This window comes from Paenibacillus sp. QJM3NY_38 (assembly GCF_056173265.1).
The window spans coordinates 6781284-6796134 of the sequence record NZ_CM149665.1 but is presented as its reverse complement, the minus strand read 5'-3'; the positions used below and the strand labels follow the sequence as shown (position 1 = coordinate 6796134).

The 14851-nt window shown below is 51.7% G+C and carries 17 protein-coding genes and 1 riboswitch; all 17 genes read left to right on the top strand.

What is annotated here, in order from left to right; genetic code table 11:
* Positions 1–35: 35 nt before the first annotated feature.
* Complete coding sequence (locus AC0VZ8_RS31615) at positions 36–1214, top strand: FtsW/RodA/SpoVE family cell cycle protein (RefSeq protein WP_100540968.1); 1179 nt, start codon at positions 36–38, stop codon at positions 1212–1214.
* A gap of 218 nt (positions 1215–1432) precedes the next feature.
* Positions 1433–2131 (top strand): stage II sporulation protein R, encoded by a 699-nt coding sequence (gene spoIIR, locus AC0VZ8_RS31610; RefSeq protein WP_071218858.1) that lies wholly within the window; start codon positions 1433–1435, stop codon positions 2129–2131.
* A gap of 602 nt (positions 2132–2733) precedes the next feature.
* Positions 2734–3900, top strand: a complete 1167-nt coding sequence (locus tag AC0VZ8_RS31605) for an L-threonylcarbamoyladenylate synthase (protein ID WP_475485427.1) — start codon at positions 2734–2736, stop codon at positions 3898–3900.
* A gap of 82 nt (positions 3901–3982) precedes the next feature.
* Complete coding sequence (locus AC0VZ8_RS31600; protein WP_260068663.1) at positions 3983–4546, top strand: manganese efflux pump MntP; 564 nt, start codon at positions 3983–3985, stop codon at positions 4544–4546.
* A 53-nt stretch (positions 4547–4599) separates the two neighbouring features.
* Entirely contained in the window at positions 4600–5187 is a 588-nt protein-coding gene (locus AC0VZ8_RS31595; protein WP_475485426.1) for a low molecular weight protein arginine phosphatase, read from the top strand.
* Between the two features lie 91 nt (positions 5188–5278).
* Positions 5279–5360, top strand: a riboswitch (ZMP/ZTP riboswitch).
* A gap of 114 nt (positions 5361–5474) precedes the next feature.
* Positions 5475–5939, top strand: a complete 465-nt coding sequence (rpiB, locus tag AC0VZ8_RS31590; RefSeq protein WP_260068594.1) for a ribose 5-phosphate isomerase B — start codon at positions 5475–5477, stop codon at positions 5937–5939.
* Positions 5940–6020: 81 nt separating this feature from the next.
* Entirely contained in the window at positions 6021–6605 is a 585-nt protein-coding gene (locus AC0VZ8_RS31585) for a TIGR01440 family protein (RefSeq protein ID WP_339295046.1), read from the top strand.
* Between the two features lie 91 nt (positions 6606–6696).
* Entirely contained in the window at positions 6697–7947 is a 1251-nt protein-coding gene (locus AC0VZ8_RS31580) for a serine hydroxymethyltransferase (protein WP_071218864.1), read from the top strand.
* Positions 7948–8290: 343 nt separating this feature from the next.
* Positions 8291–8920, top strand: a complete 630-nt coding sequence (gene upp, locus AC0VZ8_RS31575) for a uracil phosphoribosyltransferase (RefSeq protein ID WP_006213103.1) — start codon at positions 8291–8293, stop codon at positions 8918–8920.
* Positions 8921–8984: 64 nt separating this feature from the next.
* Positions 8985–10142 carry a non-hydrolyzing UDP-N-acetylglucosamine 2-epimerase gene (wecB, locus tag AC0VZ8_RS31570; RefSeq protein ID WP_071218865.1) on the top strand — a complete coding sequence of 386 codons (1158 nt, stop codon included), beginning with the start codon at positions 8985–8987 and terminating at the stop codon, positions 10140–10142.
* Positions 10143–10317: 175 nt separating this feature from the next.
* Positions 10318–10551: an AtpZ/AtpI family protein gene (locus AC0VZ8_RS31565; RefSeq protein ID WP_071218866.1), complete on the top strand. Its 234-nt coding sequence runs from the start codon at positions 10318–10320 to the stop codon at positions 10549–10551.
* On the top strand, positions 10544–10924 hold the full coding sequence (locus tag AC0VZ8_RS31560) for an ATP synthase subunit I (RefSeq protein WP_475485425.1): 381 nt from the start codon (positions 10544–10546) through the stop codon (positions 10922–10924). The genes AC0VZ8_RS31565 and AC0VZ8_RS31560 overlap by 8 nt, the downstream gene beginning before the upstream one ends.
* 34 nt (positions 10925–10958) lie before the next feature.
* Positions 10959–11726 (top strand): F0F1 ATP synthase subunit A, encoded by a 768-nt coding sequence (gene atpB, locus AC0VZ8_RS31555; RefSeq protein ID WP_475485424.1) that lies wholly within the window; start codon positions 10959–10961, stop codon positions 11724–11726.
* A 96-nt stretch (positions 11727–11822) separates the two neighbouring features.
* A complete protein-coding gene (gene atpE, locus AC0VZ8_RS31550; RefSeq protein ID WP_006213098.1) occupies positions 11823–12035 on the top strand; it encodes a F0F1 ATP synthase subunit C in 213 nt (70 codons plus the stop codon).
* Positions 12036–12135: 100 nt separating this feature from the next.
* On the top strand, positions 12136–12624 hold the full coding sequence (atpF, locus tag AC0VZ8_RS31545) for a F0F1 ATP synthase subunit B (protein ID WP_475485423.1): 489 nt from the start codon (positions 12136–12138) through the stop codon (positions 12622–12624).
* Positions 12621–13166: a F0F1 ATP synthase subunit delta gene (locus tag AC0VZ8_RS31540; protein ID WP_071218870.1), complete on the top strand. Its 546-nt coding sequence runs from the start codon at positions 12621–12623 to the stop codon at positions 13164–13166. The genes atpF and AC0VZ8_RS31540 overlap by 4 nt, the downstream gene beginning before the upstream one ends.
* 18 nt (positions 13167–13184) lie before the next feature.
* The gene (gene atpA, locus AC0VZ8_RS31535; RefSeq protein ID WP_071218871.1) at positions 13185–14699 is read left to right on the top strand and encodes a F0F1 ATP synthase subunit alpha; all 1515 of its coding nucleotides are present in this window, start codon (positions 13185–13187) and stop codon (positions 14697–14699) included.
* The last annotated feature ends 152 nt before the right edge of the window (positions 14700–14851 follow it).

Sequence of the window (14851 nt, the reverse complement as noted above, 5' to 3'; positions counted from 1 at the left end):
GGCTAACTGCTTCGGGCACAGGGGGACCATAAAGCATGCTTCAAAAATTTAAGAAGATGGATTACGTTATTGTTTTCGTACTGGTTTTGATGATGGGTATCAGCATTACGTCGATATACAGCACAACCGTTGACACCAAATTCGAAGGCTCTCATCTTCGCATGATTGCCTTTTATATTGTCGGCTTCATTGCCTTTTTCGGAATAAGTCTGCTGGATTACCGGTTGTTGATTAAATATGCTAAATATATTTACTTGGGCGGCTTGGCCGTGCTGGTCCTCGTCATGTTTATCGGTAAGGATATCAACGGTGCCCAAGGCTGGATTTACATTGGCAGTTTAAGTATACAGCCGGCGGAATTGTTCAAGCTGATCCTGATTATTTTCCTTTCTTTTGTATTGGTGCGCAAAAACAAACCGCTGCTGTCCTTCTGGAAGGACGTTGTTCCGATTGGACTTTTGGCATTCGTGCCTTTTGTGCTCGTCATGGCCCAGAATGATCTGGGTAACGCGCTCAGTTATGTCGTCATTTTGCTGGGGCTGCTCTGGATCGGGAACGTCAAGTTCTCCCATGCGCTCATTGGGCTTGCGCTTGTGGCAGGCGTGGCCTTCGGCGGCGCTCAGGCCTATATTCATTATCATGATGAGCTGCTGGAATCGAAAATTTTGAAGCCGCACTGGGTGGAGCGGATTGATCCGTGGCTGTATCCGGAGAAAGCGACCGCCAAGGCCAGCTATCATACGACGAATGCGAAGCTTGCCATCGCCTCGGGCGGCATGAGCGGCGAGGGCTACATGCAGGGATCGTCGATCCAGTCGGGCAGAGTGCCTTATGCGTACTCTGATTCCATATTTGTGCAGATTGCCGAGGAATTCGGGTTTATCGGATCATCCGTTCTGCTTCTGTTATATTTCATCCTGATCCATCGGCTGATCCTGATCTCCCTGGAATCCCGGGAGCGTGCGGGGCCGTTTCTCATTATAGGGATCGTGGCCATGTTCCTATATCAGATCTTCGAGAATATCGGCATGTTTATCGGTTTGATGCCGCTGACGGGGATTACGCTGCCCTTCATCAGTTACGGGGGGACATCCCTTGTGATCAGTATGGCGAGCCTCGGGGTCGCCATGAGCGTCAAGCTCCATGGCCAGGAAGTGGAGGAAGATATGCCGGATCCGCATGCCTATCGCCCGGCGGCTTCTAAGCAGGCGTAAGCTATTCTTTGCGGGAAGCTCCATAATCACGGAGACGAACTGAATAACCGATCTTGACGAAGATGCGATTCCGACTGGGGATCGCATCTTTTTTTGGTTCATGCTGCACCAATCTATGAATTTTTATCGAAATTGCTAGATTCAACGTTTATATCTTTTGCCTGCGGACATACTGATAGCATCATAGAGTTTCGTTCATAGAGAGGCGGTTGTCCGAGATGAAAAATTATAGTGAAACCCTCCGAATTATCGTAAAAAAAATGGTTGTGCTCTTATCCTGTATGTTTATGGTCATCATGGCTTGGGAAGGACAGCAGATTGATGCTTCCGTTGTTGGCGGTCCGATCCCTCAGGAATCGATACGACTTCGCATATTGGCGAATTCCGATAGCCCGTCCGATCAGCTGGTCAAAAGAGAGATTCGTGATTCGGTCGTTGAGCAAATGCAGCTCTGGGTCCTGCAGCTGGAGAACCCGCAAAGCCTGGAAGACGCCAAAGAATTAACCCGGCAGCATCTTCCGGAAATCCGCCAATTGGTGGGTGAAGAGTTGAAGAAAAGAGGGATTACGTACAGTTACACCGTAGAGCTTGGCGTTGTGCCGTTTCCGACGAAGTTATACGGGGGCACGGTGTATCCGGCCGGCGATTACGATGCGCTGCGGATTACGTTAGGTGAAGGTCAAGGGCAGAACTGGTGGTGCGTCTTGTTCCCGCCGCTTTGTTTCATCGATGGTGGCAGCGGGGATGCGGCGGCGCAGCCTGTTGACACAGGTATCCAAACGGTTTCAGCAGAGGCCGGCGACGAGGCTTCCCAAGAGGAAACACCGAAGAATGCAGGCGACAGTGAACCGGAGGTCCGCTTCTTCTTGTGGGATATGTTCCTTGGCATTTGGAACTGGGTGGTAAGCTTGTTCTAGGATTATAAACGAGTTGATTTTCAATCCTGATCGGGTATGATAAACTTTGAAGTAGAAGTGCGAGTTCAAAAAGTCGGATTTTCAGCACCGAAGCTTATGCTTCCGATGTGCGTTTTTCCAAAACGCTTCAGTTGGATGAAGCTAGGGAGTGAGGAGCGGAGCTACACGTTTTCAGAAAACGCCTTCGAAAGCATCTGCTGTTTTGGGTACGTGAGCACCTAAGATGTTTCCGCAGGAAACATGACTTCGTAAGCATCCACTTAGGCCCGGCTGAATTCAAGATTCGATACCGAGCTGCTTCCTGATTCGCTTCGTGTTAGATATAGGATTTATAAGTTATCAACGGAGTTGATGGAATTCTATATCGCAAGAAAACCTACTTCCGAATCGCGGTCGCTCAGCTCTGAATTGACCTCGATTGGTTTTCTTATCAAAAGCGGACTTTTTGAACAACCTCTAGAAGAGTGCTTTCTCTTTGGCGCGACTGGTTTGAATGGGAACCGGCACGGGACTGAAGAACGAAAAGCGCTTTTTATTTTGGGGCATAGGCAACACATGCGTTGGAGTTTATATAATTCATATACAGAAAGTTTGGGATAGGAATGGAACAGAACGGGAATGGCATGGAACCTAGCCAGCTGCGGGATAACGGCTTCCGCGAGGCTGCTGCAAATTCAACCCAGGTGTGGCATGTATCGAACTCGCTTTCCAGGGAGAGCTTGAGTTTGGAGAAGGAGGCGAAGCAGGCGCTGCAGGAAGCGGGGCAGATGCTCGAGCGGGGCGGAACCGTGGCCTTTCCGACGGAAACAGTCTACGGGCTTGGCGCAGACGCCGGTAATACGGAAGCGGTCGAGCGTGTCTTTGCCGCGAAGGGCCGGCCGTCGGACAATCCATTGATCGTGCATATTTCAGAGCTAACTCAGCTTGACGGTTTGGTCCGTCATGTGAATGAGACAGAAAGGGCGCTGATGGCAAGGTTCTGGCCTGGGCCGCTATCGCTGGTGCTGCCCGTTAAACCGGGTGCCGTATCCCCTCGTGTGACGGCAGGGCTCGATACCGTTGCCGTGCGGATGCCAGATCACAACGTGGCGCTGGCCTTGATCAGCGCCGCCGGGCGTCCGCTGGCTGCGCCGAGCGCGAACCGTTCCGGTCGGCCAAGCCCGACGCTGGCCAGCCATGTCCTGGAGGATTTGGCCGGGGCGATCGACGGCGTCCTCGACGGCGGCCCTGCCGGGGTGGGCGTCGAGTCGACGGTGGTGCAAGTCGGCGAAGACGGCGCCGTCACGGTGCTCCGCCCGGGCGGCGTCACGGCCGAGCAGCTTGCCGCGGTTGCGGCAAGCGTGCGCATGGACCCGGCGCTTCATCGCGCCGCCGGGGAGGCGGAGAGCCCGGCGCCGCGCTCGCCGGGCATGAAGTACACGCACTACGCACCGAAGGGTGCGATGTGCGTGGTGCAGGGCCCGCGTGCCGACGCGGTGTCGGCACGCATCGCGGCCGAGCTTGAGGCGGCTGCCCGGCGCGGGGAGGTGACCGGCGTGCTGTCGTTTGACGAGCACATCGGTCACTACCGCGCGGACGTTGCCGTCTCGCTCGGCAGCCTGGCCGCGCCGGAGGAAGCGGCCCGCCGGCTGTACGCCGGCCTGCGCCGGTTCGATGATGAAGGCGCAACCTTCATCCTGGCCGAAGCGTGCCCGGAGCAGGGCCTCGGAGCAGCCGTCATGAACCGGCTGCTGAAGGCCGCGGGACACCACATCATCGACGTGAATTAAAGCTGCCGCATGAACGCTGTTGGCATCATTTACCCCTTGTCCGCATATGGTGTACAAGACCATGGGACTTGGGGGAATGGGCATGCTGGAGGCGTCTGTCCAATCGGGACAGCTTGCGGCGATTCTGCTGATGGCGGTTGCACTCGGGCTAGACGCATTTTCGCTTGGAATCGGAGTTGGAATGAGAGGCGGTATGCGCTTAGGCCATATGCTGGGCATCAGTTTTATGATCGCGTTGTTTCACATGCTGATGCCGCTGCTGGGCTTATTTGCCGGCCGCTATGTTGGCATGTTACTGGGCCACGTCACAGGGCTTGCAGCCGGCGGGCTGCTGCTTTTACTGGGCGGGCATATGATGTATAACGCCCTGCGGGGCGGAGAGGGACAGCGAATACATCCTACCGCATTTTTAGGCATGCTGCTGTTTTCGCTTAGCGTCAGCATCGACTCCTTCTCGGTAGGCGTTTCGCTCGGAATGTTTGTGGATGATGTGCTGTTAATCGTAATTTCCTTCGGGGTCGTGGGCGGTTTGCTGTCCATTCTCGGTTTGCTGCTTGGCCGTCAGGTAAGCAATAAGCTGGGGGAGTACGGTGAAATGCTGGGCGGACTGATTTTGGTTATCTTTGGCACCATGTTTATTTTTTGACGCAATATTTGTTACAATAACCCCAAAGAACCTACGAACGGGAGGAACGGACCGTGAAAAATATATTGTTTGTCTGCACGGGAAATACCTGCCGCAGTCCAATGGCGGAAGGCATGCTGCGCAAGCTTGCCAAACAACGGGGCATTCCGCTGGAAACGAAGTCCGCCGGTGTCTCGGCCGTGGATGGAATGCCGGTGTCCCATCATGCGGAATCCATCCTGCGAGACCAGGATATCCAGGATCGCTTGGTGTCCAAGCCGTTGACCGCGAACCTTGTAGAATGGGCGGACCTGATTCTGACACTGACCCAGTCGCATAAGCAGTATGCTATAAGGCAGTTCCCGCACGCCGCAGACAAGATGCACACGCTGAAAGAGTTTGTTGAGGATGACCGCCGGGTGCTGGACGATCTGCGGGAGCAGGATAGTCTGTATGCAGCGCTTGAGCTGGCCAGATCTCTGGGCCACGATGTCAGCGACCGTGACCGGGAGCGTCTGATCGAGCTGCGCCAGCGCATCCCGAGCTTCGATATCTCCGACCCTTTCGGAGGCTCGCGGGAGGAATATGAAGCCACGGCCGCAGAGATACGGACGGCGTTGTTCCGTCTTTTGGACAAGCTGGAAGCGGATCGGTATAACTAAGCCTTGCCTTTAGAGATATGAAGCCTTGCATTGGGCTAAAAAGCCACTTGCCTTTCGCAGGGTATTGCTTTAAGATGAAGGTGAAAAACAAATGATCCGGTGTAACTGGCGACGAAGTGGATGAAACCACGATGGAGCATCGGAATATACGGCCGGTCGCCTGGGCAAAGAGCATTTGGAGCACAATACGTGCGCCGACTGCTCTTTTTTCGTCTTTTGCGCCCGATTTGGGTTATAATGAAACAAGCTAAAACGCAAAAGCGAACATACGAGGGGGTTTTTCATAGATGAAAATTGCATTGGGTACGGATCATGCCGGCATTCGTCTGAAAGAGGAAATAATGGAAGTCATTCGGGGTCTTGGCCACGAGGTGGAGGATCTGGGCTGCGGCTGTTCCGATTCCGTGGATTATCCCGATTATGCCCTTCCGGTGTGCGAGAAGGTCGTCTCGGGTGAAGCGGACCGCGGCATTCTGATCTGCGGTACGGGGATCGGCATGAGCATTGCGGCCAACAAGGTGCCGGGCATTCGCTGCGCGCTGACACATGATGTGTTCTCAGCTAAAGCGACGCGCGAGCATAACGACAGCAACGTGATTGCGCTGGGTGAGCGTGTCGTCGGTCCCGGACTTGCTGCCGAAATCGTCAGCGCATGGCTGACGACGGATTTCAGTCATGGCGAGCGCCATGTCGGCCGCGTGAACAAGATCAAGGCCATCGAGGAGCGTTACCTGAAGAATGAATCGCGATAAGTGAACGCGTAATACAGCTGCGGCTATCGTGATATGGGATTGAAGCATCTTCTGTGAAAAAATCATCGGGAGGACTGTGACATGACGGATATCTCCAAGGTTTCCTTGAACGAACAGACAGCGCGTATTGTCCGCGAACTGGCCGAAGCGGCCGATTTAGGCCCGGGTAAAGTGCTGGTCATCGGAGCCAGCACCAGTGAAGTGGTTGGACGCCGAATCGGTACGGGCGGCGCTCTTGAAACGGCGCAGCGGCTTCTCCAGGGCATTGCCGCGGTTCAAGCGGAATTCGGTTTCGCGGTGGCCTATCAATGCTGTGAGCATCTGAACCGTGCGCTTGTCATGGAACGCGAGCTGCTCGAGCGGCTGGGCTTGACGGAAGTGGCGGCAGTTCCCATTCCGGGTGCGGGCGGGTCGATGGCTTCTGCAGCTTACCGCAGCATGAAGGAGCCCTGCCTTGCGGAATCGATTGAAGCCCATGCGGGTGTCGATATCGGCGAGACGCTGATCGGCATGCATTTGCGGAGAGTGGCGGTTCCGTTCCGGCCGACCGAGCGTTATATCGGGGAGGCGCGCGTAACTGCGGCTTATACCCGCCCCAAGCTGATCGGCGGAGAACGTGCGGTGTACCGACTCGAGCAGAGGGATGATTCCACGCTGTGCGATTGATTCGAATGAGAACTCGCTTTTTCAATGATGACTACTTGTAGTTTTTAAGTTTGCAAGAAAAAATAACGATGGATTATGGGAGGATATGAACATGATGGAACATTTGCGGAAGAGTGACCCGGCTGTATTGGAAGCGATGGATTTGGAGCTGAAGCGTCAACGCAGCAACATTGAGCTGATTGCCTCTGAGAATATTGTCAGCGAAGCGGTTATGGAAGCAATGGGGACGGTGCTGACGAATAAATATGCGGAAGGCTACCCTGGCAAACGCTATTACGGTGGCTGTGAGCGTGTGGATATCGTGGAAGATATCGCCCGTGACCGCGCCAAAGAATTGTTCGGAGCCGAGCATGCCAACGTTCAGCCGCACTCCGGTGCCCAAGCGAACATGGCGGTATACTTGGCAGCCCTGAAGCCTGGAGATACCGTGCTCGGCATGAACCTGGCCCATGGCGGCCATTTGACTCACGGAAGCCCGGTTAACGCTTCCGGCCTTCTGTACAATTTCGTTGCCTACGGCGTGCAAGAAGACACGTTCCTTATCGATTACGACGAAGTCCGCAAAGCGGCATTCAAGCATCGCCCTCGTCTGATCGTGGCGGGTGCAAGTGCCTATCCTCGCATTATTGATTTTGAAAAGCTGGCTGCCATCGCCAATGACGTAGGCGCGTTGTTCATGGTCGACATGGCTCATATTGCAGGACTCGTTGCGGCAGGTCTTCATCCGAATCCGGTTCCGCATGCCCATTTTGTAACGACAACGACGCATAAGACGCTTCGCGGACCTCGCGGCGGTATGATTCTGTGCAAAAAGGCTTGGGCGCAAGCGATTGATAAAGCGGTATTCCCCGGCTCACAAGGCGGGCCGCTCATGCATGTGATTGCTTCCAAAGCCGTTGCGCTTGGCGAAGCCTTAGATCCGTCTTTCAAGACGTATGCAGAGAATGTCGTGAAGAACGCGAAAGTGCTGGCCGATACCCTGATCGAGGAAGGCCTGAACATCGTTTCCGGCGGAACCGATAACCACCTGATGCTGGTGGATACCCGTAATCTGGACATCACCGGCAAAGACGCGGAGAAGGTTCTGGACTCCATCGGGATTACCGTGAACAAGAATGCCATCCCGTTTGATCCGACCAGCCCGTTCGTAACGAGCGGTATCCGTATTGGTACCCCTGCGGTTACTTCCCGCGGTATGGATGAGCAAGCGATGGTTACAATCGCGAAAATTATTGCCATGACTTTGAAGCAGCCGAAAGACGAGGCAACGCTTGAAAAAGCAGGCCGTTTGGTGGCTGAGCTTACCGATCAATATCCTCTCTATGCTGAAATGAAATATTAATCACAGTTTCCTTCGCATAAGAAGTCTATGATAAGAGGACCCCGCCTGATGCAGGTGGGGTCCTTTTAGGAGCTATGAACATTCTGGCCAGATTGCTATGCTCTTATTTTCCCAGTCAGGTCCTTTCGCGGTTAGCATCAATATAGGCGAGAATGGAAAACCTAGGTTCAGGGCAGAAGAAGATCCGATTCCGTTATAAGGTCAAAAACTCATGGAATAAAACATGACCCGTGCAGGTGTCAATTGACTATAGGGAATGATATAATAGACAGGATTTATGGAGCTCACAACTATTTACGCCCATATTGAAATAACATTTGTACTCAAACCGGAGGGACCAGACATGGGAAAATTGGTGATTTGTGATCACCCGTTGATTCAACACAAACTTACATTTATCCGCGATATGCGGACTAACACAAAAGACTTTCGCGAATTGGTAGACGAAGTCGCGACTTTGATGGCTTATGAAATTACGCGGGAGGTTCCTCTTGAATCGATATCCGTGCAGACGCCGGTAGCTGAAACCCAAGGGAAAGTCATTTCCGGCCGCATGCTCGGCTTGGTTCCGATCCTGCGCGCCGGTCTGGGCATGCTGGACGGCGTTGTCAAGCTGCTTCCAGCGGCAAAGGTAGGGCATGTCGGATTGTTCCGTGACCCCGAAACGCTTCAGCCTGTTGAATATTATACGAAGCTTCCAACCGATGTGACGGAACGGGAATTGATCGTCATTGATCCGATGCTCGCGACGGGCGGATCCGCTATCGCTGCTATCGACGTGCTGAAGAAACGCGGCTGTACCCAGATCAAGATGATGAACCTCGTGGCTGCACCGGAAGGTGTGAAGGCTGTCCATGATGCTCACCCGGACGTGGACATTTATGTTGCTGCTCTCGATGAGGGTCTTAACGACCATGGTTACATCGTACCGGGCCTTGGTGATGCAGGGGATCGGCTGTACGGCACGAAATAAGAGTCAAGCCAGTCACTCGTACGTCTTGATATTTGAAAACAAGCAAAGAGGGGTATTTTCAAACATGTCAAAAGTGAAAGTGATGACGATATTTGGGGTCCGCCCCGAAGCCATCAAGATGGCGCCGCTAATTCTAGAGCTTCAACGTCACCCTGAGCATATCGAATCGGTCGTTTGTGTTACTGCGCAGCATCGGCAAATGCTGGATCAGGTGCTGGATGTGTTCAAGATTGTTCCGGATTATGATTTGGATGTCATGAAGGACCGTCAGACGCTCAACGAGATCACCGTGCGCGTCCTGGAGGGTCTTGAGCCTGTTCTGCGTGAAGCCAAGCCGGATATTGTATTGGTGCACGGCGATACGCTGACAACGTTCCTGGCCAGCTATGCAGCCTTTCTGCAGCAGATTCAGGTCGGCCATGTGGAGGCGGGTCTGCGCACATGGAACAAGCTGAATCCTTATCCGGAAGAGATGAACCGTCAGCTGACCGGCGTGCTTGCTGATCTTCACTTTGCGCCGACGGACTGGTCCGCTGAGAATCTCCGCAAGGAGAACAAGCCGGATTCCCGCATTTATGTAACGGGTAACACGGCTACGGATGTATTCCAGTACACGGTGCGCGAAGGTTATACCCATCCGGTTCTGGACTGGGCGAAGGGCAAACGCTTGATCCTGATGACGGCACACCGCCGCGAATCCCAAGGGGAGCCGCATCGTCAAATATTTGAAGCGGTAAAGCGCATTGCCGATGAATTTGAGGATATTGCCATCGTATATCCTGTACATCCGAGTCCAGCTGTTAAAGAGCCGGCTCATCGCATTCTGGGAGATCACCCGCGCATCAAGCTGATTGATCCGCTGGATGTCGTGGATATGAACAATATTTACACCCATACGCATTTCATCATTACGGATTCCGGCGGCATGCAGGAGGAAGCTCCGTCATTCGGCGTGCCGACGCTGGTGCTTCGGGATACGACCGAACGTCCGGAGGGCATTGAAGCCGGTACCCTGGAGCTGGTAGGCACCCAGGAGGAGAATGTGTATGAACGCATTAAGGTTCTTCTGACCGATCAGGCGCTCTACGAAAAGATGAGCAAAGCTGCTAATCCGTATGGCGATGGACAAGCTTCACAGCGGATTGTCAATGCGATTTTGCACCATTTCGGCATCCGAAAAGAGCGTCCAGAAGAATTTCACAGAATGTTCACAAAGGTATAGTTTACCGTATTCTGATGAGCAAGGGGACAGCATACAGTTGAACTGTACGGTTACCGCGGCGTTTTGCGCAATTTAGACTGCTCAAAACGCCGATTTTACACGGTAAATCCATCAAATCGATTCATTGACAAACTCTTGTTATATTCAGTAAAATGAGTTGGGATTAGAGGTTCATATGAAAAATCCGAAAAGTCAAGATAACCCTTGGTTGATAGCGCTATACATTAGCGGGGCAGGCGGTTTGCTTGCCGCTTACATTCTCATCGGTTTTTTTACCGGGCGATGGCTCATGAATCATTTGGACGGGCCCAGAGTGTGGCTTGCCATTGGTACGCTTTCGGGGCTCTTTGTAGGGATTTTGAATATCGCTCTTCTCATTAAGAAGTATTTGGGGGCGCAAAGTGAATGATTTGACAACATCCATTGTGAACGGTGTGACTAGAGTATCGATACTCTTATTATCTGCTTTATTTCTGGGATGGGCATTATATCCGGATTATCGACCTGAGGTATCAGGCCTGATACTGGGTATTGTTGGCGGCTTGTTCAACGTACGCTTTCTTTCCATTAAAGTGAGGCAGCTTGCGGACTTGGCGGTCAGTCAAGAGCGCAGACGGTTCAGCTTTGGATATGTCACAAGACTTTGTATCGCGTTTTTGATTGTGATGATGGCGGCCAAGCTTGAACAAGTGTCGCTCGGCGCGACTATCGTTGGTCTGTTCATTCCCCAATTGTTGACCATTCCAGTCAGCATTATTGTTAGCTTGAGAACCAAGAATTGATCAGCGCTAATTGGAAAGGGGTGAAAACAATTTCATGCATGATTCACCGATTATTGATTTAGGTGGATTTCGACTTGACCTATCAGCCGTCATTATGCTGCTCGTAACGGGGATTATTGTCTTTGTGCTTGCGAGGTTGGCCGTTCGAAATCTATCAGTCGAAAACCCTTCCAAAATGCAAAACTTCATGGAGTGGGTCGTAGAATTTGTGCAAGGCATCGTAGCCAGCGCTATGGATTTGAAAAAAGGGAAGCCTTACATTTCGTTGGGCCTGACCTTGATTATATTCATCTTCGTAGCCAACGTGCTTGGATTGCCGTTTGCTATCATCACAGACTTGCCTGCTAACTTTCAAGTGTTTGGGCAGACGATCGAAGCGACGAAAGATCTTCATGATGGTCATATGGCTCACGTTCTCTGGTGGAAATCGCCGACAGCAGACATATCCATCACTGCGGGTCTGGCGATCGTCGTATTCTTCCTTATGAACTATTTGGGTCTGAAGCTGAACCGCAAGCATTACCTGAAACACTATATTGAACCGTTCCCGGTGTTTTTGCCATTGAACATCATTGAGAACCTTGCGAAGCCGGTTGCACTGGCGATCCGTTTGTTTGCCAACATCTTTGCAGGTGAGGTACTCATCACGGTAATCCTGAAGATGGGATACTTCGGCATTCCATTCCTGGCAGTATGGCAGGGCTTCAGTATATTTATCGGTGCATTGCAAGCGTTCATTTTTACCATCTTGACCATGGTTTACATTGCACAAACCACGATTCACGAAGAAGAAGCGCATTAATAAGCTCGGCCGAAACGTGCCGGCATATCGGCAATTTCGAAAGAGATATATTATATTAACCAAAATTTGAACCAACTTTAAGGAGGATATTTAACAATGGAATTTTTAGCAGCAGCTATTGCAGTAGGTTTGGGCGCACTTGGCGCAGGTTTGGGTAACGGTATGATCGTAAGTAGAACAGTAGAATCTATCGCTCGTCAGCCGGAAGCTCGCGGTCCGTTGCAAACGACTATGTTTATCGGTGTTGGTATCGTCGAGGTAGTTCCACTCGCTGCTACCGTTATTGCTTTCTTGATCATGTTTTCTTAATAAGAATACAACGGTTTGGCGGGGAGGGCCGATGCCATCCGCGCCTTCGTTTTGTTAAGAACTGCACTTCGCATTAACGGAAAGGAGTGACTTCATTCACATGGTAGTACTTTGGGAGAATATTGTAATCTCAATTCTTGCATTCGGAGTTCTGTATGTACTGCTTCATAAATTTGCTTTTGGCAAACTATTTGCAATCATGGAGCAACGTCGTGAATTGGTTGTGAGCCAGATGGACGAAGCTTCTAAAACTCGCGAACAGGCACATGTCTATGTTGAAGAACAAAAACAGGCGCTAAATCAGGCTCGTCAAGAAGCTCACGAAATCATCGAGCGTTCCAAGCAGACCAGTAACAAGCAGGCTGAACAGATTCTGGAACTGGCAAAAGAGGAAGCGGATCGCATCAAAGTGGATGCCATACGCGAAATCGAGAGTGAGAAGGCGAAAGCCGTCGACGAGCTTCGCAGTGAAATCGGCAGTGTTTCCGTGAAAATCGCTACCAAGCTGATTGAACGGGAAGTGAAGAATGACAAAGCTCAAGAAGAACTGGTGGATCAATACCTTAAAGAGGTAGGAGGCAGACCATGAGCCAAAATACAGTAGCAGCCAAGCGGTATGCGCGGGCGCTGTTCGAAGTGGCGGCTCAGCAGCAGAAGGGTCTGGAAGTGGAAGAGGAATTGCGAGCTGTTGTGCATGCCATTGAAGGCGATGCCGACATACAGAAATTCATCTCCACGCCGAATATTCCCCAGTCCGTGAAGATGAACGTAATCAGCCAGGCGTTGGCAGGGAAGGTATCGCAGCCTGTATTGAACACGATCGAATTGCTTCTCGACAGAGGGCGTACAGAAATGTTCGCTGAACTGCTGAACAGTTATGTGAAGATACAAGGTGCGAGCTTAGGTTTGGCGGACGCCACTGTATACTCCACCTACCCGCTTAGCGATCAGGAAAAAGAACAGGTAGCTTCGGAATTCGGACAGCTAGCGCATCAGAATATCCGGGTGACCAATGTTGTGGACGAGAGTTTGCTCGGCGGCCTGAAAGTCGTTATTGGCGACAAGCTTTATGACGGAAGTCTTGCCGGGAAGCTCGAACGTCTTGAAAAGTCTTTTAATAGACGAGCATAGTAGATAGGGGTGAAAACGTTGAGTATCAGACCTGAAGAAATCAGTACTTTAATCAAAAGTCAAATTGAAGAATATAAATCCGATATCACTGTCTCTGAAGTAGGTACGGTAATTCAAGTAAGTGACGGTATTGCTCGCGTGTACGGCCTGGAGAACGCGATGTCCGGGGAGCTTTTGGAGTTCCAGAACGGCGTGTTCGGTCTGGCGCTGAACCTTGAGGAGAGCAATGTCGGTGTCGTTATCCTGGGACCATACTCCGAAATCAAGGAAGGCGACCAGGTAAAGCGTACGGGACGTATTATGGAGGTTCCTGTAGGTGAAGCTCTGCTAGGACGCGTTGTCAATCCGCTGGGTCAACCGCTTGACGGCAAAGGCCCGATCGAAGCGGCTGCCTACCGTCCAGTTGAGAGCAGCGCACCAGGCGTTATCGACCGTAAATCCGTACATGAGCCTATGCAGACAGGTATTAAAGCGATCGACGCGATGGTACCTATCGGCCGCGGACAGCGCGAGCTGATCATCGGTGACCGCCAAACGGGTAAAACCACCGTTGCAATCGATACGATCCTGAACCAAAAAGGTAGCGGTGTTAAATGTATCTATGTAGCCATTGGGCAAAAACAATCCACTGTAGCACAGGTTGTTGAAACGCTTCGCCGTCATGGCGCACTGGAGTACACGATTGTTGTTACGGCTTCGGCTTCTGAGCCGGCTCCACTGCAGTACATCGCTCCATACGCAGGCTGCGCAATGGGTGAGTACTTCATGTACAAGGGCGAGCATGCGCTTATCATCTATGATGACTTGTCGAAACAAGCAGCAGCATACCGTGAGTTGTCCTTGCTCCTCCGTCGTCCTCCGGGTCGGGAAGCTTATCCGGGTGACGTTTTCTACCTACACTCCCGTTTGCTGGAACGTGCAGCGAAGCTCAACGATGAGCTTGGTGGTGGTTCATTAACCGCGCTGCCATTTATTGAAACACAGGCTTCTGACGTATCTGCATACATTCCAACCAACGTAATTTCGATTACGGATGGACAGATCTTCCTGGAGTCTGAGTTGTTCTACTCCGGTCAGCGTCCAGCGATTAACGTCGGTATTTCGGTATCCCGTGTCGGTGGTTCCGCGCAGATCAAAGCGATGAAAAAGGTTGCAGGCGGCATGAAGCTGGATCTTGCGCAATATCGTGAGCTCCAGGCGTTCTCCCAGTTCGGATCCGATCTGGATAAATCAACCTTGGCTCGTTTGAACCGTGGTGCAAGATTGATGGAAATCCTGAAACAGGGTGTAAACCAGCCGTTATCCGTAGAACAACAGGTGGTTAGCTTGTACGCAGCCGTTAAAGGATATATCGATGATATCGAGGTTGCTGATGTTCGTCGTTTCGAGAGCGAATTCCTTGCTTTTATTGGAAGCAATAAACCGGAAATTCTTCAATCCATTACGGATACGAAGGATCTGACGTCCGATAACGAAAACGCATTGAAAGCGGCAATCGATCAATTTAAGAAGGGCTTTGCCGCTTCGGTTTAAGCTCCTCAGGTAAGTAATAGGAGGGGAGCCGGGGTAAGCCCGGCATCCTCTTTCATCATATGGAATGTAGCTTTGGCTGTGACCAAAGTGATTTTTACAAAAGGTACGGCTTTGGTCCTAGCCAAAGCTTAGTCTACGCGTACGAAGTTAGC